17 protein-coding genes are annotated in these 18,994 nt (G+C 63.9%); 7 read left to right on the top strand and 10 right to left on the bottom strand.

The genetic code is table 11. The features are described 5' to 3' along the window. The first annotated feature begins 6 nt into the window (after positions 1–6). Entirely contained in the window at positions 7–1,209 is a 1,203-nt protein-coding gene (locus IEX78_RS07005) for a hypothetical protein (protein WP_188827932.1), read from the top strand. Further along, positions 1,206–1,964, top strand: coding sequence for a glycosyltransferase family 25 protein (locus tag IEX78_RS07000; RefSeq protein ID WP_188827931.1), 759 nt, complete (start codon positions 1,206–1,208; stop codon positions 1,962–1,964). The genes IEX78_RS07005 and IEX78_RS07000 overlap by 4 nt, the downstream gene beginning before the upstream one ends. Here the strand turns inward: IEX78_RS07000 and IEX78_RS06995 are convergent. From IEX78_RS06995 to IEX78_RS06965, 7 genes are all read right to left on the bottom strand, one after another. After that, on the bottom strand, positions 1,938–2,606 hold the full coding sequence (locus IEX78_RS06995) for an acyltransferase (RefSeq protein WP_188827930.1): 669 nt from the start codon (positions 2,604–2,606) through the stop codon (positions 1,938–1,940). The genes IEX78_RS07000 and IEX78_RS06995 overlap by 27 nt on opposite strands. Continuing rightward, positions 2,603–3,385, bottom strand: a complete 783-nt coding sequence (locus IEX78_RS06990; RefSeq protein ID WP_229683751.1) for an alpha/beta hydrolase — start codon at positions 3,383–3,385, stop codon at positions 2,603–2,605. The genes IEX78_RS06995 and IEX78_RS06990 overlap by 4 nt, the downstream gene beginning before the upstream one ends. Then, complete coding sequence (locus IEX78_RS06985) at positions 3,351–4,103, bottom strand: HalD/BesD family halogenase (RefSeq protein ID WP_444543784.1); 753 nt, start codon at positions 4,101–4,103, stop codon at positions 3,351–3,353. The genes IEX78_RS06990 and IEX78_RS06985 overlap by 35 nt, the downstream gene beginning before the upstream one ends. Then, on the bottom strand, positions 4,100–5,368 hold the full coding sequence (locus IEX78_RS06980) for a restriction endonuclease subunit S (RefSeq protein WP_188827927.1): 1,269 nt from the start codon (positions 5,366–5,368) through the stop codon (positions 4,100–4,102). Before IEX78_RS06980 ends, IEX78_RS06985 begins: the two co-directional genes overlap by 4 nt. Then, positions 5,365–8,115: a type I restriction endonuclease subunit R gene (locus IEX78_RS06975; protein WP_188827926.1), complete on the bottom strand. Its 2,751-nt coding sequence runs from the start codon at positions 8,113–8,115 to the stop codon at positions 5,365–5,367. Before IEX78_RS06975 ends, IEX78_RS06980 begins: the two co-directional genes overlap by 4 nt. Positions 8,116–8,234: 119 nt before the next feature. Next, entirely contained in the window at positions 8,235–8,447 is a 213-nt protein-coding gene (locus IEX78_RS06970) for a DUF4351 domain-containing protein (RefSeq protein WP_188827925.1), read from the bottom strand. Between the two features lie 52 nt (positions 8,448–8,499). Beyond that, the gene (locus tag IEX78_RS06965; protein ID WP_188827924.1) at positions 8,500–9,627 is read right to left on the bottom strand and encodes a PQQ-dependent sugar dehydrogenase; all 1,128 of its coding nucleotides are present in this window, start codon (positions 9,625–9,627) and stop codon (positions 8,500–8,502) included. Positions 9,628–9,719: 92 nt separating this feature from the next. Between IEX78_RS06965 and IEX78_RS06960 the strand changes: the two genes are divergently transcribed. From IEX78_RS06960 to IEX78_RS06950, 3 genes are all read left to right on the top strand, one after another. After that, positions 9,720–10,646 carry a DoxX family protein gene (locus tag IEX78_RS06960; RefSeq protein ID WP_188827923.1) on the top strand — a complete coding sequence of 309 codons (927 nt, stop codon included), beginning with the start codon at positions 9,720–9,722 and terminating at the stop codon, positions 10,644–10,646. A gap of 63 nt (positions 10,647–10,709) precedes the next feature. Beyond that, on the top strand, positions 10,710–11,861 hold the full coding sequence (locus IEX78_RS06955) for an MFS transporter (RefSeq protein WP_188827922.1): 1,152 nt from the start codon (positions 10,710–10,712) through the stop codon (positions 11,859–11,861). Beyond that, positions 11,858–12,871, top strand: coding sequence for an LLM class flavin-dependent oxidoreductase (locus IEX78_RS06950; RefSeq protein WP_188827921.1), 1,014 nt, complete (start codon positions 11,858–11,860; stop codon positions 12,869–12,871). The genes IEX78_RS06955 and IEX78_RS06950 overlap by 4 nt, the downstream gene beginning before the upstream one ends. Positions 12,872–12,891: 20 nt before the next feature. Here IEX78_RS06950 and IEX78_RS06945 read toward each other — a convergent pair whose 3' ends face one another. From IEX78_RS06945 to IEX78_RS06935, 3 genes are all read right to left on the bottom strand, one after another. Continuing rightward, positions 12,892–13,146 carry a hypothetical protein gene (locus IEX78_RS06945; RefSeq protein ID WP_188827920.1) on the bottom strand — a complete coding sequence of 85 codons (255 nt, stop codon included), beginning with the start codon at positions 13,144–13,146 and terminating at the stop codon, positions 12,892–12,894. A gap of 295 nt (positions 13,147–13,441) precedes the next feature. Further along, complete coding sequence (gene ilvD, locus IEX78_RS06940) at positions 13,442–15,283, bottom strand: dihydroxy-acid dehydratase (protein ID WP_188827919.1); 1,842 nt, start codon at positions 15,281–15,283, stop codon at positions 13,442–13,444. A gap of 195 nt (positions 15,284–15,478) precedes the next feature. Next, positions 15,479–16,198, bottom strand: a complete 720-nt coding sequence (locus IEX78_RS06935; RefSeq protein ID WP_229683750.1) for a PH domain-containing protein — start codon at positions 16,196–16,198, stop codon at positions 15,479–15,481. A gap of 351 nt (positions 16,199–16,549) precedes the next feature. Here IEX78_RS06935 and IEX78_RS06930 point away from each other — a divergent pair, with 351 nt between their 5' ends. Together IEX78_RS06930 and ilvN are read left to right on the top strand one after the other, a co-directional pair. Continuing rightward, positions 16,550–18,466 carry an acetolactate synthase large subunit gene (locus tag IEX78_RS06930; protein WP_188827918.1) on the top strand — a complete coding sequence of 639 codons (1,917 nt, stop codon included), beginning with the start codon at positions 16,550–16,552 and terminating at the stop codon, positions 18,464–18,466. Further along, a complete protein-coding gene (gene ilvN / locus IEX78_RS06925) occupies positions 18,463–18,969 on the top strand; it encodes an acetolactate synthase small subunit (protein WP_188827917.1) in 507 nt (168 codons plus the stop codon). Before IEX78_RS06930 ends, ilvN begins: the two co-directional genes overlap by 4 nt. Positions 18,970–18,994 lie beyond the last annotated feature (25 nt).

Here is an 18,994-nt window from a genome sequence, read left to right as displayed (position 1 = left end):
GGTCGAATGCTCATGCCTCCCACGGCTGACGAAATCAAGGAGAGCCTCAAACGGCTGCGGCGCGGCTACGCGCTCGCACGACCGACCACCGTGTTGACCGCGCTAGCCGAGCCTGTGCAGACATTCCTTTCGCGCGGACAGGAGTTCGACACGCAATCTCCTGGCCACGTCGAGTACCTCGCGCATCTACTGCACCGCACCGTGCGGCAACTGGCAGAGGGCGAACGGCTGTACCTGGAGGTGGATCTGAATTTGCGCCCGGAACACCGATACGCCACGCTTACCGACCGTCAGGAATCGCTTGCCCAGCAACTGAAGTGCGCGGTAAAGACGGTCCGTAGACGGTCTGACCAGGCGATGGACACCTTGGTGTACTTATTGTTGACGGAATCGCCGACCAATCCCGACGGCATTCCCCTTGATGAGGTCGGCATGCCGTTCTCGGCGCGTCCGCCCTCAGTCGAACCCCTGCATCGCTTCTTGGGCCTGCACCGTGGCGCCAGCGTGGACATCGTCTGCTCGGAGATTCCGCCGGAAGAACGCCCGGATTACGCGGCACCCGAGGACCGAAACTACTTGCGCTACGCCAAGTTCGCTGACCTAGACACGCTGATCTTCGCCCGTACCAAACTGGCTCAGCTTGCCCCGACCGCAGTGGTTCGAGACTTCGCGCCATCCGAGTACTACAGCACCGGTGCCAACGTGTTGATGATCATCGGAGGACCCCCGTGGAACGCGAAATACCGAGAGTTTCTTCCGCAGCTGCCTTTTCATTTTGATCCTCATCCACTTGGACAAGATGATCCGCTGGTCATTTCTCAGCTCAGCAATCTCACGCTCTCGCCACGCTGGACCCTCCGCGGCGAGTTGATCGAAGACCTCGCGGTGCTCACCAGGATCACGCTCCAAAGCACCACCGTGTTCCTGCTTGGCGGCTGCCTGACACTCGGAGTCCTGGGCGCGGCGCGCTGTCTTCTCGATTCCACGCAGGGGACGCCGAATTTCAGCTACCTCACCGACCAAGTCGGCGACGACGACTTCGTCGTCGTAACTGAGGCGAGGCGCGTTGGGGGCATCACCGATATCGTCGATCTCACCACAGTCGAACCGCTACTCCTGATGTCGCGACCCACTGGTGCGGACTGGGAAGTGTTGGCGGACAACACAAAACGATTCACCCGTGATGGACGTCGGACGTCGTGGGTATGATCGATCCAAGGCTCATCGCCACCTATGTGATCAACTTGCCTCGGCGTCCCGACCGCAGGGCATGGATGGAACGGCAACTCCCGCCAGGTTCACGTGCCGTCTTCACGTCCGATCTGAAAATCGACAACGACGGAAACGGCCTCTCTGAGGCAACCCTCGCGGATCGCGGAATCAGCTTGTTCGACTGGCAAATCGACTCGCCCAATCCCTGGTGGAATCGCCCATTGAAGTTCGGTGAGATCGGTTGCACGTTGGCACATCTCGCCTGTTGGCGACACGCACTGGAGAACACCTCGACGCCTTATATCCTCATCCTTGAGGACGACGCGGTGTTCAGTGCTCGCATGGGAAGCGATCTCCTTAGGGGCCTGGCGCTCATCACGGCGGAGCGAGAGCCATTCGACCTGCTGTATCTCGGCCGCTATCTTCTCGAACCTGACACGCCCACAGCCATTCCCGGTGTTGTCCGGCCTGGCTACAGCCATTGCACGTTTGCGTATTTGATGACGCGCGCGGGCACCGAGACAGCGATGAATTGCGGTCTGGACCAGGCGATTATTCCGATCGATGAGTTCCTGCCGTCGCTATATCTGCCGCATCCACGCGCGGACGTGAGGGAGACGTTTCCGCCCCGGGTATCCGCTCTCGCTTTCGAACCGCCGCTGGTCACCCAGCGTCCCAAAGACGAGGCTGGCAGCGACACCGAGGATTCCGACTTCGTAGGCGCGCTAGGTCGACTCCGGCGGAGTAGGTGATCGCCAGACTCGAATCAGTGTCGACAGCCGCTCGCCAGTCCAATTCTCCAGCGGCACATGGATATTCACACCTGTGACGACCTGTCCTTCAGGAACGTCGCGCGACACGATAGCACCAGCCGCGATGTAGCTCCGTGAGCCGATCCGCACACCGCCGACGACCCTGGCCCCAAATCCGACAACCGCGTCGGATTCCACCACCGGCGCGGACTCATCGACACCCCACCACCCGAGATCGGGCCGGGAGTACTCGTGCACCAATTCGCCCATCACGGTCGAACGGTCGCCGATGACCGCCGCGTCGCACACGAATCCCGCTACGCAGCAATCATCGCCGACCCGAACGCGGTCGCCGAGATACGCGCCATGCGCGATCCTGACCCGATCACCGACGACACAGTCGTAGCCGAGACGCGCGCGGTCCTCTACCACGCTGTCGGCACCGACCGTTGTGCCTTCGTTGACGATCACGTGATTGAAGAGCAGCGCGCGGTCCCCGATCAGCACTGGCGCGCCCGCTGACCGGCGCCCCTGTTGCGCGGCACGAATCCTGGCTTCCTTGGGATAGCCGAGTACGCACCGCTCGCCAACGACCACTGAGTCGCTGAGGTAGCACGGACCGTACAGATCGTCGACGTTCATAGAGCCACGTCGGACTGGCCCACGAGCCAGCGCGCGGTAACCACGATCGCCTCATTCTCGCGCGCTCGCGAATCGAATCCGTGGTCTGAGCCCCTGACGGTATGTAGCTCCGTCGCGGGCCTGGCCGCCGCGGCTGCGGCTGACACATCGTAGGAGACTGCGTTATCCCGATCGCCGTGCACGATCAGTGTTGGAATTTTCGCGGCGAGAAGGGCTTTCAGCGGTTGGTGAACGCGTATTTCAGCAAACAGCGTACGACCTAGCTCGAAGTTGCCGTCGACGGTCAAGCACCCCTTCTCTGCCAGTTCGCGCAGTTGGTCCGGTCCGAAGTTTTCCCGACCCCACGCCAACTCTGGCTCGAGGAAGGTTCCGACGAGGTCGAGCACGGGGTTCCACAAGACCAATCGCGTGACCTCGCGCTCAAGCCAAGGCAGCGCCAACAGCGTCGGGACCGCGCCAAAACTCGCAGCAACGATCGAGAGTGGACCGGCGCAGCGTTTGCGCGTGGCCTGGACCGCCGCTTCCAGGTCTAGGCACTCCCCGGCCACGGTGACTCCGCGAGAGGTTCCGCCACTTCTACCGTGCCCACGGAACGAAAAACGCATGACCTCGAAGCCACACGCCGCTAGTTGGTGCGCGAGGCGGATGAACATTCCACCGCCCTCGTCGAGATCGACAGTGATCCCATGCACGAGCAATACCGTCCCGCGCGCCAGGTCACCACCGGCCTGGGTTAGCGTCGCTTCAAGCAGGACCCCGTCTGCCGACTGAATGGTCACTCCGCCCACGCTGCTCCTCGCTTCGTCCGCCCGGCACCGCCCACAATGCGTCCATTGTCTCGTGCGAGACCGGTCGGGACAGCTCTTCCGCACGGGCGAACGCCATATTCACAATTGTCCTGCGGCCCTTGGCAATTGGTGACACCCGGTGCAGTGTGGTATCGGTCCGCATCAGATACACGTCCCCGGCCCCGACATCGAGTCGGTGAACCCGCCGTTCGCGCAGCACTTCACTGATGCCCGGGTCGGCCTTGTCCCACGTTGTGTTCGGGACGAACTCGACGAGACCGCCATGCTGTGGGCTCGGGCATTCCGCGATCCACACCAACGCGAATCCGTAATCGTCCCAATGCCACCCGTGCGTGTCTCCGGGATGTTCGAGCCGGGTGATGACGATGCGCTCAGGTTCGTAAGGGCACGCGTGGAGTTCCTCGCCGGCGATCATCGCGAGTTCAGGGAGTTGTCGCGCCATCTGGTAGGCGGCCACGATCGCAGTGGATGCCTGCGCGATTTCCGAGCACGGGAGGTTCGTCATGCGCCGTGGGGTGAACTCGGTCTCGGCAAACGACATCACGCGGCGCGTACCTGCCCGGTCGACCAAGGCGATCGCTTCCGACGCGACGGCGGCCCGAAGGTCATTGGGGAACAGCCACGAGACCTTCACCGCGCCGTTCGTCGCCAGCTCGGACCGGGGTGAGAAGGAGGCATGGTGGATCAAGGCACGCGCAGGGGTTCTTCGATGAGGGATTCGATGGGGGCGGAGGTTGTGAGTCGGCCGCTAAACGCCGCCGACAACAATGCGCTACGCAGCCTGTCGAGGCGAACTGCGGAGCGGTCGACCTCGGCGCGTATACGAGTCGCAGAGGCTTCCACCGCAGCGAAACGTTCCAGTGCCCGGTTCTGCTCGATCAAAGTTGCCAGCGGAACGCGTACCTGACGCAATGACGCCTGCGAGATATTGCGCATCGAGTCCTTCGTCCCTGTAGCCAACCGGGTTATTTGGCTTCTAGCGGCCGGTGCTTGCAGCACTCTCCACAACCACTCCGCCTGAATGCCCTCTCGGGGAGTTACCTTTAGGCTCTTGTCACTCAGGAGTAGCTTCGGCCGCACATTTCCGACCAGCACGCTGGCCCCTACATAATCGGCGGTATTCGCGCGACTCACTAGGAGGTCGCCCTCACGGATCTCGAATCGAGGATCAATGCGCTCAGCTGCTACCGCTTTGTTTTCCAGCGGGTCGAACACCCCGCGAGTCATCGCGCTGACTTTGATAATTCCCCATTCTCCGTCGGCCGCAGGAGAGTTGCTTGCTCCGAACGACTTGCCAGCGGAAATATCCTCAATGATATCGTTCAACGAATGTGACAGGCCACGGCCGAAGTTCGTATCCAGTGCGCTTCGGACGAATCCGTCAAGCCGTTTACGCGCGCTGTATAGGTTGGCGGCAGCCGCGTCGAGGTGGGAGAGGTGGTCTTCGAGGATGTCGACAATCCGCCGCTGCTCGTCGAGGCAAGGAACCACTAACGGAATACTCTTAACGTCAGTACCGGCGATGCCAGATTGACCTGCCGTTGTCCTAATTCTCGGCTCCAGATGACGTCTCACCGACCCTGACTGCAACTGGTAATTAGCGAAGGCAGGAAGAATGCGGCTCTTATCGAGTACGACGCGAATTAATTTGTCCGGATGGATTACTGACCCGGTGTGGCCTGGAACTATTCCGGCAGTCCCTACCAACTGTCGACTCCCGTTGTACCGAGTAATGAGCAGATCGCCAGATTCGACGGAGTATTTCTCAACGTGGTCGAGTGTCAAACCATCAACGAACTTCGAGTCTTCAAGGTTCACCCGTCCTCCACGGACCGCTGAGATCCTTAGGATTCGGGAGCTGTCAGGCGAACTCAGCTCGGTCGGCCGTTTGGCAAAGATTCCGTTGCGGATTACAAGCGCCACGTCGCCCAAAACAGCCGTCGACCAGTTCATGCAGTCAGCTCCGTACTCAGCTCGTCAATGAGATCCCCGGCGTCGTCGCCAAGGTCTCGCAGGGCTCCTTCCGTTCCACCGCGTTCGGTGAACGGGGCTTCGTCGAGGTCCGTTGTCGAGAACTCGGCCGATGCCGCGATCACGGAGACTATCCGATCGAGCCACCACCGCTGCGCCTCGGTGAAGACGACGCCCGCTTGCGCCTGTTGGGCTAGCCAGCCCGCATAGCGTTCTTTGACGCGGTCGGCGTAGGGCACGAGCTCCTCATCAGCGCCGACGGCGAACCGCACGAGCGAGACCAGGTCGGTCAACTTTCGGTGCCCGGCCGCGTTGCCGCCCACCTCAACGCCGATCGCCCCGTACGCGCGCCACAACGTGTCCGAGGTCCAATTGCGCGGTGGGCGGGCGATGCGGTCGGCCAGTTCTTTGATGTCTTGGAAACTCGCCCGCCGATTTCCGGACTCGGTAAGCAGTTCGATGGCAGTGATCTCGGAGCGATGCGTTTTGAGGTAGTCACTCCAGGACTCGACCAGGGCTTGCGCCCCGGAGGTGTCGACCACCCCGTGCGCGTCGAGCAGCACGTCGCGGCTCACTTCATCGATGACTCGGTCGTGGGTCGCTCGGAGTTCAAGGATTCGGGCACGCAATTCCGGGTTAGCGGCGATGGGCTCGATCGCCCGATCGAGCAATTCCTGCACTTCCCCGTTGTTCGCGGCATGCTTGATCTGGGTGTCGGGATCGACGGCGTCGACCAAGCCACGGACGATGTCGCGCATCGACCGACCCGCGACACCATCCAGTTCAGCGCGTTCGGCATCGGTCAGCGTGAGTTCGAGTTTGGCCAAACGTGAAGCGAGAGTGGCGGTTTCATCCTCTGTGAGCGTGAGCGCGGCGGCCTTGTCCAAGAGCCTTTTCATCCCGACACCGTGCACGCGGTTGAGCGGGGCGTCGCAGAACGCGTGTTCGGTGACGCCGACCGCGTCCACGATCACGAATCGCGTTTTGGTTTCCGCGTCGGGGGTGACCGCTTGAAAGTCGGCGGACGAAATCGTCCGTGCGCCACGGCCTTTCATCTGTTCGAAATACTGACCCGACCGCACATCGCGCAGGAAGAACACGCACTCCAGCGGCTTCACATCGGTGCCGGTGGCGATCATATCGACGGTGATCGCGATGCGCATGGTGGGGCTAGTGCGGAACGCCTGTAGTTGCTTCTTCGCATCGCGGGAGGTGTATGTGATCTTCGCCGCGAAGTCGTTTCCCTTGCCGAACACCTCGCGAACCAGCGTCACGATCTCTTCGGCATGCGCATCGTCTTTGGCGAAGATCAGCGTCTTGGGTACCGTCGACCGGCCCGGAAAGATCTCGGTAAACAGGCGATCGCGGAAAGTCTCTAGGACAGTTCGAATCTGCGACTTGCTGGTTACCGCACGATCGAGTTGCCTTGCGGTGTAAGTAAAGTCGTCGTCGAGCGCCTCCAGCCGTTGCATCCGTGTTCGGCGGTCGACCTTGGGCACGATAGTTTTCGCCGGTATCTCCGAGCCTTGCTCGCTGATCTCGGTCCTGATCCGGTACACGTCGAAGTCAACGTTGACCAGGTCGGCGACGGACTCCTGGTAGGTGTACTCCGAGACCAGGTTCTGCTCGAAGAAGCCGAAGGTCTGCTTACCGGGAGTGGCTGTCAGCCCGACGATGTGGGCGTCGAAGTACCGCAAAACACCTTGCCACACACCGTAAATCGAGCGGTGCGCCTCATCGACGATCACCAAGTCGAACGTCTCAGGTGGCATGTTCGGGTTGTACGAGACGGTCACTGGTTCGTCGGGGATGTAGCCGTCGAGGTGCGGGTCATCGACATCGGCCACGTCATTGCCTTGCAGGACTTTGAAAACCCGCTGGATGGTGGAGACCACCACACTCGATGAGGCGAGCAATCCGGCCTTCGTTAGCTTGTCGACGTTGTAGACCTCGGTGAACTTCCGCCCGTCGCCGGGGGTGTTGTAGTCCTGAAATTCCGCGAGGGTCTGATCAGCGAGGTTGTTCCGATCTACCAGGAACAAGACGCGCCCGAATCCGCCATGACGGAGCAGCCGGTAGGACTCGGTGACCGCGGTGTAGGTCTTGCCCGCGCCGGTGGCCATCTGCACCAGGCTCCGCTTATAACGCTGCTCGGCGAGACTGCGTTCGATGCCTCGGACGGCCTCGATCTGAGCCGGTCGCAAGCGCGTCACGTCGAGTTCCGGCATCGATCGAACCTTGCCGCGCCAGGTGGGTGCCTCTGGGTTGGCGTCCGCGTCGCGCAGGATTCGCGCCAGGGTCTCCGGTCGTGGGAAATGAAACAGTCCCCGCGACCGGGCGTCCGGGTCGAAACCGTTCGTGAAGTGAAGTTCCGAGCCGCTGGACTCGAAAACGAAGGGAAGGCGGCCATCGACAGTCAAGGCTTTCAAACGCACCTCGGCCGGGAGACCTTCGGCGTACATCGCCGACTGCCACTCCACCCCCGACAAAGTGTTGCCTTGCGGCTTAGCCTCGATAACCCCGACGGCCTTCTTGTCCACATACAGCAGATAGTCGGCTCGGCCGTGGCCGGATGCCATCGTGACCTCGCGAACCGCAACCCCTTGCCCGGCAAAGAGATTCATCCCCTGCTTGTCTTGCACCGCCCACCCAGCCGCGGCGAGTTGGGAATCAATGAGAACGCGTGCGCGCTGCTCGGCAGCGAGACGTTCCGCCATGTCGTTGCTCATAACGCGATTCACATTATCGGAGCCCACTGACAAAAGCAGGGGAGCGAGGCTAGTCGTTCGGCCGCACCGAAGTGACAAGGTCACGCCGACGACGAGCGTGTGGGCACTGGCTCGGCGGACTAGCGGATGCCGAGTTCGTCCAGCGTATTGGCGCTAAGAAGTGCGACTGTCCATTCGCGGATCTGCACGATCGATGCCCGACGAATCATGTCGTGGACGGCGGCGCTAGCGTCTCCGAACTTGGCTTGCAGCAGTCGAATGAGGCCAGCGGCTTCGCCTTCAAGGCGTCCTTCGGCCCGTCCTTCGGCCCGAAGCATCTCTGCGGTAGTCACGTATACGCCCTTCGCCTCGGCCCCACCTGCTCGGACGTACTCCGCTGAGTACCTAGTCGTGACCCTCGCCACCACCGCCACCCGGCGGCGGGATGCGGACTACGCGGTCGTCGAATTCCCCTGGGGCACCGTCGGTTTTGTTGATCGTCGTCACCCAAATGCTGCCGTCGGCGCCCGGGGTTGCGCCCAGGAGTTTGCCGTACTTGTCCTGCGACATCAGGGTCGGGGCTGTCGTTACGGCGAACGTGGTTGGGTCGGCGGCCAAAGCGGCCAATGCCTTGCCCTCGCTCAAGGCGACGCCGACGCCATCACCCGTTGCCGCGCAACCGCCGACGCCCGGCTTGTCCGGCCACGTCCACGCCACGCTCAACGTGCCGTCGGCGCTGAGGTGCTGGATACGGTCTTCGGCGGCGGTGCGGTCGGTGACCCACATGCCGTCCTTGGCGTCGCGGCAAATGTCGCCCGCGGTGCCGATGCCCGATGCGACGACCGTCGGGGTGTTAGTCCCCGAGGACGGGTTTTCCAGTTTCAACACCTTGCCGCCAAGCGAGCCGGGATCTGTTGCGGCGGAAGGGTTTCCGGCGTCGCCAGTCAGGATCATCAGCTGCGTCGGGCTGATCCATTCCAACGCGCCGCGATTTCCGTTGGCGCCCTTCGGGATTCCCGTGAGGATCGGTTTCGCCGTGCCGCCCTTGCTAATTCGCACGACGCGGTTGTCGCTCGGCGTGGTGACGTAGGCATACATCAACCCGTCTTCGGCAAACGACGGCGACAGCGCGATGTCGGACAGGCCGCCGTCACCCGCCGCGTCGACGGGGATGCTCGCGATTTCCACGGGCGCTGGCTGCGGCGTGCTCTCGTCAACGGCGGTGACTTCAACGATGCGTCCGGTGCGGCGCTCGGCGACGTACGCGCCGTTGCCGGTGCCGACAAGTCCGCCCGCGGAGTCGAGGCAGGTGCCGACCACCATCGGGTCGGGGTCGATGCACGGACCGGTCGGGCGCGGCGGTGCCTGCTGCGGCGATTCGTCGGGTTTCTTCGGCGCCGCCCCACCAATCGACGGTTCGGTGGTGAACGGGCTCGACGCTGACTCATCGAATCGCGCGCACGCCGACCCCGCAACCAACACGGCCCCGAGTGCGATCCCGATTGCCACCCGGCCCGCTATTCCCGAACTCATAGCCAAGACGTTACCGGCACGCGACCGGGCCGGACACGCCTGATCAAACTAAGCCCTCCCCATCTCGGGCACGGAGTTCTAAGGTGGGACTGGTGACTGACAAGTCGAGTGACCCGTCGGAGTCTGCTCAGCCCAAGTCGAGCGCGTCCGGCGCGCCAACCCCCGTGCCGCCCGCATCGTCGACCGGCAAGCCGGTGACAAGCCCATTCGACTCGCCGACGCAGCAGATCAGCACATCGAAGAACGTGCCGCGCACCGATGATGACCTGGGACTTGATCCCGACGATGTCCCGTCGGCCAAGTCTGGTGCGGCTGGCACTCCCGCCACTGCGGCGGTCGGCGCAACGGATTCGACCAGTTCCGGGTCGAAGTCTGACACTGGCGGCCAGTACTCCTACGCTTCGATCCCGCCAGCGGCCGCGACCACGTCGAGTACCGCGACCCTGCAACGTCGAACCCGCGAAACCCGCAGGGGCACACTAGATTTCGGCCTCCTGATCCTTCGACTCGTCATCGGCGGGACGTTCATCTACCACGGCCTGCAAAAGCTGGCTGGGTGGTTCCACGGCCCCGGCATCGACGGCACGAAGGCCATGATGGAAGGCGGCGGCTGGGATTACCCGTCGCTGTCGGCGGCGCTGCTGATCGCGGGCGAGCTGGGCGGCGGCATCCTGCTCGTGCTCGGCCTCGCGACACCACTTGCCGCGGGCGCGCTGCTGTCGACCATCCTCGGCGCGTGGATGTGGAAGCAGGGCATGCTGCCGGGCTTCCAATACAACATGGCGACGAAAACGGGCACCGAATACGAGTCGGTGCTGAGCGGAGTGCTCGTGGCGATTCTGTTCACCGGCCCAGGCCGCCTGTCTATCGACCGTGCTCGCGGCTGGGCAACCCGCCCGGGCTGGGGTTCGGTGCTGATCTTGGTGCTTGCCGTTGCGGCGGCAATCGCGACGTACCTGTTCTTGCACGGGGGCAACCCGTTGCAAGGCATCGGCCCCTTTGACGCCAAGACCACTTAGCGCCTGATGCCCTTTCCCGGCTTCTTGCCACGCTCTGCGGGCTTCGTAGTCGCCGGGTTAACCATGGTGTTTCTGCTGGCGGCAGCGGCGGCACCGTCGCCGCTGTATCCGGTGTATCAGCAGGCGTGGGGGTTTTCGGCCTTCACGCTGACGGTCATTTTCGCGGTGTATGTCGTCGCGTTGGTGGTCGCGATGCTGCTGCTTGGTTCGCTACCCGACGTGATCGGTCGGCGGCCGGTGCTCATCGGTGGACTGCTCGTGCTTGCGGTGTCGATGTTGCTGTTCATCCACGCCAGTGACGTGTCTGGGCTGATCGCGGCGCGTGTTGTCCAAGGCATCGCCACCGGCGTGTGCACGGGCGCGGCAACGGCGATGATCGTTGATTTGCAACCCAATCCGCAGATCGGGTCGGTTGTTTCGGGCGGCGCGTCGCCCGTGGGGTTGGCGCTCGGCGCCGCGGTTGCGGGGGCGTTGGTGCAGTACGCGCCGTGGCCTCGGTACCTCATCTACTGGGTGCTGTTCGCGTGTTATCTGGTGCTCATTCTCGCGCTGGCCGCGTTGCCGCGCGCCCAGCGTGCGCAGGCGCGCAGCGAGCCGCTGCTTGACGCGCTGCGCCCGCGCGTTGGCGTCCCGGAAAAGGCGCGACCGATGTTCATCGCGATCGTGCCCGCCCTCCTCGCGACGTGGGCGCCGTGCGGGCTGTACCTGTCGCTCGGTCCGTCGATGCTGCAGGAACTGCTCGACGTGCACAACCACTTCGTCGTCGGCCTGATTCTGGCCAGCTTCTTCGCGCCCGCACCCTTGGCGACGCTGGCCGCCGCTCGACTGCACCCGACGACACGCAGGCTCACCGGCTTCGGGATGCTCGGCGTTGGTGTCGCGCTGACGATCGTCGCTGTGCTGACGAAATCGTTGGCGCTTTACCTGGTCGCCTCGGTGCTCGCCGGTGCTGGCTTCGGGATCACGTTCTCGCTCACCATGGCGACCATCGCCGCCGCGACCGCAGCGCGCGACCGTGCGAAAACCTTCGCCCTCACCTTCGCGGTGGCCTACACCGCGTTCAGCGTGCCCGCGGTGCTCGCGGGACTTGCCGCGCAACACTGGCACCTTCGTTCCACTTTTGTCGTGTACGGCGTCATCGAAGTCATCGTCGTTGTGGTCGCCGCGCTTGCCGCTCAGCGTGCCCAACACACACAGAAGGGCGTCACCGCATGAACGCGTCCCGTGTTCCGTTGTCCATCCTCGATTTGGTTCCGGTCGCATCGGGCACCGACCTGCATACCGCGTTGAACGAGTCGGTTGAGATGGCGATCGTCGCCGATTCGCTTGGCTACCACCGGTATTGGTACGCCGAACACCACAACGTGCCAACGTTCGCGTCGTCGGCGACGTCGTTGCTGATCGGGCGCGCGGCCGAGCACACCAGTCGCATTCGACTCGGGTCCGGTGGCGTGATGTTGCCCAATCACAGTCCGCTGATGGTGGCCGAGTACTACGGCACGCTCGCCGAAATCTATGGCGACAGAATCGATTTGGGGCTCGGCCGCGCACCCGGGACCGACCCGGTGACGGCGGCGGCGTTGCGTCGCGGGGCCGCCGCGACCGACACCTTCGTCGACGATGTTGTTGAACTGCACGGTTACTTCACCGGCTCAACCCGGTCGCGTGGGGTGCGCGCGTGGCCGGGCGAAGGTGCCGACGTGACGCTGTGGATGTTGGGCTCAAGCCTCGACGGTGCTGCCGTCGCCGCGCACCTCGGCCTGCCGTTCGCGTTCGCGTCGCACTTCGCGCCGCGCATGCGTCACCAGGCGTTGCAGCTGTACCGGTCGCGCTTTTCGACGCAGTTCGTGACGACGGAGATCAGCGAGCCGTACGCGATGGTCGGGGTGAACGTGATGGTCGCGCCGACCGACGAGGAGGCCCGCTACTTGTTCACGACCACCCAGCAGTTGGCAGCGGGCATCGCGAGCGGTCGCCGAGGCCCCCTGCCGCCCCCGGTTTCCGACTTGGGCGCGGTAGTCGACCCGAACGTGATCCCGTTCATCGAGGACTTCCAACAGGTACGCGCGGTCGGTTCCCCGGAAACCGTTGTCCGCCAGCTAGAGGCACTAACCGCCGACCTGATGGCCGACGAATTCATCATCACGACTTACACCCACGAACCCCACCTACGCACCCGCTCCTTCGAGTTACTGGCTGAGGCGTGGGGGTTGTCTGACAGCTGATGCTGTGCGCTGGCTGGCTGCTACTGCGGATTGTGGTGCCCCATATAGTGTTCGATGCTGGCCAGCCCGCGAGAGAAATCGGCAGGCTCGCGTCGTGCGTCGAATTCCCGCAATGTTTCGAGCACAGGGACTTCGCCCAACGCCTCAAGTTCCTCAATCTTGTACATAAGGTAGTCCGCGTCGGGGTCATCCTCAGTGCGACCAATCTCTATTGCAATGGCCCGCAACCCCGCTTTTCCGCCGTGCCTTGCCAGCGCTTCGGCGGCGTCAACCATAACGGTGACATTGTGATCGTGAAGCATGGAGCTAAGCCGACCAAGAACGGCGGGCTCTGCTAGGTGCTGGGCCAATACTGGTATGGCATCCACTCGATCGCTAACGTGCGGGCTTTGGGAACGACACAGCGCATCCTCGACCACCGCTGAAGAGTCACCTTGCTGAGCCATTACGGGATCCACTCACTCCGGACTGTCCGCCATTCGAGTTACTCGCTGAAGCGTGGGGACTGCCAGGCGATTAAACGAAAGTGGGCGTCCACCCGGTCGGGGGACTCCCACTTTCAGTTCAGCATCACAACAGGCGGCGGACCGCGCCCTTATCTGCCGACGTCGCCAATGCCGCGTAGGCGCGCAGGGCGTTCGTCACCGGGCGCTCCCGGTTGACCGGCTGCCACGGGCGTTCCGATGCTTCCATCTTCGACCGGCGTTCCGCCAGCACATCATCGGCGACCAGCACCTCAAGGGTGCGGGTGTGCACGTCGATGCGGATGCGGTCGCCGTTTTCGATCAGGCCGATAGCACCACCCGATGCGGCCTCGGGGGAGATGTGGCCGATCGACAGGCCCGACGTACCGCCGGAGAAGCGACCGTCGGTGATCAGCGCGCAGACCTTGCCGAGGCCAAGACCCTTGAGGAACGAGGTCGGGTGCAGCATTTCCTGCATACCGGGACCGCCAGCGGGGCCTTCGTAGCGGATGACGACAACGTCGCCGGGCTGGATCTTCTTGCCGAGGATCGCCGAAACGGCGTCTTCCTGCGACTCAAGAACAACGGCCGGACCCTCGTAGGTGAACAGGTCTTCGTCGATGCCAGCGGTCTTGAGGATCGCGCCGTCGACGGCGATGTTGCCACGCAGCACGCACAGGCCACCTTCGACGGTGTAGGCGTGTTCGATGTCGCGGATGCAGCCGCCTTCGGCGTCGGTATCGAGCGACGACCAGCGGTTATTCGTGGAGAACGGCTCAACAGTGCGCACGCCGCCAGGCGCGGCACCGAACAGTTCGAACGCCTCATCCGACGCCTTGCCCGACCGGATGTCCCAGGTGTCGAGGTAGTTCTCGAAGTCGGGGTTGTGGACGGTGGTCACGTCGGTTTCGAGGAGCCCACCGCGACGCAGCTCGCCGAGGATGGCGGGGATGCCGCCAGCGCGGTGCACGTCTTCCATGTGGTAATCCGAGTTCGGCGACACCTTCGACAGGCACGGCACGCGACGGCTGATCTCGTCGATGGTCTGCAGGTCGAAGTCGATCTCGCCTTCTTGGGCGGCGGCGAGGGTGTGCAGGACGGTGTTGGTCGAGCCGCCCATCGCGACATCGAGTGCCATCGCATTGCGGAAAGCCTTGGCGTTAGCCACATTTCGCGGCAGCACCGACGCGTCGTCGTCGGAGTACCAGCGCTTGGCGATGTCGACAATCACCGTGCCAGCCCGCTCGAACAGCGCGCGACGGGCAGCGTGCGTCGCCAGCGTCGACCCGTTGCCGGGCAGCGCGAGACCGAGCGCTTCGGTGAGGCAGTTCATCGAGTTCGCGGTGAACATGCCCGAACACGAACCGCACGTCGGGCACGCCGACCGCTCAACTTCGCTCAGGCCTTCGTCGGAAACGGCCTGGTTCGCCGACGCGGAAATCGCGGTGATCAGGTCGGTCGGCGCCTGGGCGACACCGTCGACGATCACGGCCTTGCCCGCTTCCATCGGCCCACCGGAAACGAAAACGGCGGGGATGTTGAGGCGCATCGCGGCGTTGAGCATGCCGGGAGTGATCTTGTCGCAGTTGGAGATACAGACCAGCGCGTCGGCGGTGTGCGCGTTGGCCATGTACTCGACCGAGTCGGCGATGATCTCGCGCGAAGGCAGCGAGTACAGCATGCCGCCGTGGCCCATCGCGATGCCGTCATCGACGGCGATGGTGTGGAACTCACGCGCGATGCCACCGGCGGCAGCGACCGCTTCGGCGACGATTTCGCCCATGTTCTTGAGGTGCACGTGACCGGGAACGAACTGCGTGTAGGAGTTCGCGATCGCGATGATCGGCTTGCCGAAATCGGAGTCGGTCATGCCGGTCGCGCGCCAAAGCGAGCGCGCGCCCGCGGCATTGCGGCCGATGGTGGTTGTGCGTGAGCGAAGCGGTGGCATGCGTGGTCCTTGGTCGTAAGCGGGTTGACCTGCGCGAAAGGGAGAACGCGCTAGTGCGTCCGGCAACCTTTCACGTTACTCCGGGCCGTCGATGTGATCGCGGGCCGGGCAGGTCTGTACGAGGCGGGGTAGCGCGCTGGGATGGTACGTCACCGCCCGGGTGCGGGTCGGTGCGTCCTAGCCAGCGTACGCGCGTTAGTCGGTGGCCGCGGAATCGTCGACGGCGTCGAGCGCGGCCTGGGCCTGCTCGTCAGCGCGACGCTTGGCGGCTTCGCGCTCCTGGGCTTCCTCAAGCGCCCCGAACACGTCGGGCAGTCGACCGTCGGAGGCGTCGATGAGCTCGCGCAGGCGGTCGTAGCCAACGGCGGGCAGCTTGACCTCGGTGTCATCGGCGAGGCGAGCGCGCACCGGGCCGCGCTTGGGGATGGCGATGCCCTTGATCTGCGACCAGTCGAGATGACGTTTCCGCAGGATCGTCGACAGCTCAAGCCCGGAGGCGGAGATGGTCGTGTAGGTCCGGTTGACCCACAGAATCGCGATCACCGGGAACAGCAACAGCCACCACAGCGCGACGGGCCACCCGACGAACGGGAAGAACACGCAGAACGCCAGCACGAGCACGCCGATGTAGGCGAGCTTCGGCACGCCGATCGTGTAGGTGCCCGGTTTCGGATGACTCGCGCGACGCGGCGTGATCAGCCAGACGACGACCGCGGTCGGCACGATCAGCCCGATCCGCAGCCCAAGCGACCATCCCTGCATCGTGCCGACAACAACGAAAATCAGGTACGCGAGTACCACCGCGCCGATGGCGATGAGCCGACCTGGACCGGCCGCGCGCAGGCCACCGCTGTGCGAGGGGCGACCCGTATCGGTCGGCTCCTCGGCAGTGTGGGACGATTCAGAAGGTGGCACGGACTGATGTGGTGATGACACCCCTCCATCCTCGCATCTCGGTAAACCGACCCACGCAACCACTCGAATCCCACAGAATGGGACAGAAGTGGCAAGCCTGTTTGACTCTCTACTGCTCACGCGCCTAACGTCGTGCGGGTGAACAGAAACGAGTTGCTCGTACTTGGCCAGCGCGTCCAGCGTTGAGCCTGACTGCCTGAGTCGAATACGTCAGCTCGCGTTGCACGCGCCACCCTCGAACAGCCATGTGCTGATCGGGGGCTTTTTTGTGTTCGGCGCAATGTCGGCCGATCTGGCGCCCCGCGCCGGATAGCTCCGGGGTCAACAACGACAAAGTAAGGAAACAAGACGGTGAGCGCACCAACCGCACGACCCGGGCCTTCAGCCCGCAGGTCGACCCCCGCTTCGGGGCAGTCGGCTCAGTCCGGCACCCCTGCCACGCCTTCTCGTCGCCAGGTCGCGCCTGAGCGCGTCACCGGCGCGCAGTCGGTGGTCCGTTCGCTTGAGGAACTCGATGTCGACACGGTATTCGGCATTCCTGGCGGCGCGGTGCTGCCCGTCTACGACCCGCTTTTCGACTCCGTCAAGGTCCGCCACGTCCTCGTGCGCCACGAGCAGGGCGCGGGTCACGCCGCGACCGGTTACGCCCAGGCGTCGGGCAAGGTCGGCGTGTGTATGGCCACGTCGGGCCCGGGCGCGACCAACCTGGTGACCCCGCTGGCCGACGCACAGATGGACTCGGTGCCGATCGTCGCGATCACCGGTCAGGTGCCGTCGAGCCTCGTTGGCACCGACGCGTTCCAGGAAGCCGACATCTCGGGCATCACGATGCCGATCACCAAGCACAACTTCCTGGTTTCCGACCCCGCTGACATCCCGCGCACTCTCGCCGAGGCGTTCTACCTCGCCGCGTCGGGTCGCCCTGGCGCTGTCCTCGTCGACATCACCAAGGACGCGCTCCAGGCCCAGACCACGTTCTCGTGGCCGCCGGAGCTGCGCCTACCCGGCTACCGTCCGGTCACCAAGCCGCACGGCAAGCAGGTGCGTGAAGCCGCGCGCATGATCCTTGAGTCGAAGGCGCCCGTGCTGTACGTGGGCGGCGGCGTTATCAAGTCCGACGCCTCAGCTGAGCTGCTCGAACTCGCCGAACTCACCGGCATCCCGGTCGTGACGACCCTGATGGCGCGTGGCGCGTTCCCCGACAGCCACACCCTCAACATGGGTATGCCCGGCATGCACGGCACCGTCGGCGCGGTCGCAGCGTTGCAGAAGTCGGACCTGCTAATCACCCTCGGCGCGCGGTTCGACGACCGCGTCACCGGTCAGCTCGACTCGTTCGCGCCCAACGCGAAGGTCATCCACGCCGACATCGACCCGGCCGAGATCGGCAAGAACCGCCACGCTGACGTGCCGATCGTCGGCGACGCGCGTGAGGTCATCGTCGAGCTCATCGAGACGCTCAAGGCCGACCCGCAGTCGGGTGCCGCGCCGCTGCTTGAGCTGTCGGAGTGGTGGAGCTACCTGTCCGATATCCGCGACAGCTACCCGCTTGGCTGGAAGACCCCGTCCGACGGCGCGCTTTCGCCGGAGTACGTCATCGAGACGCTCGGTCGCCTCGCTGGCCCGGACGCGATCTACTGCGCTGGCGTTGGTCAGCACCAGATGTGGGCCGCGCAGTTCATCAAGTACGAGAACCCGCGCACCTGGCTCAACTCGGGTGGTCTCGGCACGATGGGCTACTCGGTCCCGGCCGCGATGGGTGCCAAGATGGGCGCGCCGGACAAGGAAGTCTGGGCGGTCGACGGCGACGGTTGCTTCCAGATGACTAACCAGGAACTCGCGACCTGTGCCATTGAAGGTGTGCCGATCAAGGTCGCGCTCATCAACAACGGCAACCTCGGCATGGTCCGTCAGTGGCAGACGCTTTTCTATGAAAAGCGCTACTCCAACACCGACCTCGGCACGCACACCCTGCGCATCCCCGACTTCGTCAAGCTCGCGGAAGCCCTTGGCTGCGTTGGTATTCGGGTTGAGAAGGAAGAAGACGTCGAAGCCGCCATCCGGCAGGCGCAGGCGATCAACGACCGTCCCGTTGTGATCGATTTCATCGTCGGCAAGGACGCGCAGGTGTGGCCGATGGTCGCCGCTGGCACGAGCAACGACGAGATCATGTTCGCGCGCGGCATCCGTCCGCTCTTCGATGAGGACGAGTCCGTTTCGGAACCCGCCGTCATCCACGAGGCCATGGAAAAGGGAACGCAGGCATGACCACTTCCACCCACACCCTGAGCGTCCTCGTCGAGGACAAGCCGGGCGTGCTTGCCCGTGTCGCGAGCCTGTTCTCGCGACGTGGCTTCAACATTCAGTCTCTCGCCGTCGGCGGCACCGAGATTCCCGAGATCTCGCGTATGACGATCGTCGTTACCGTCGACGATCTGCCGCTTGAGCAGGTCACCAAGCAGCTCAACAAGCTGGTCAACGTGATCAAGATTGTCGAGCAGGACGCCGACGCTTCGGTTGCCCGCGAACTGATCCTGGTCAAGGTGCGTGCCGACGCGTCGGTGCGCACGCAGGTGATCGAAGCGGTGCAGTTGTTCCGCGCCAAGGTCATCGACGTGTCCCCGGACGCGCTGACGATCGAGGCGACCGGCACTCGGTCCAAGCTCGACGCGCTGCTGCGCATGGTCGAGCCGTTCGGCATCCGCGAAATCGTGCAGTCGGGCGTTGTCGCGGTGGGCCGCGGACCCAAGTCGATCACCGCAACCCGCTGACCGTTAGCATTCCCCCCGCGAAGCG

This window comes from Nocardia camponoti, assembly GCF_014646135.1.
GTDB classification, from domain to species: domain Bacteria; phylum Actinomycetota; class Actinomycetes; order Mycobacteriales; family Mycobacteriaceae; genus Nocardia; species Nocardia camponoti.
Note: the sequence above shows the minus strand (reverse complement) of the source record. Positions and strands in the feature narration are given on the sequence as shown.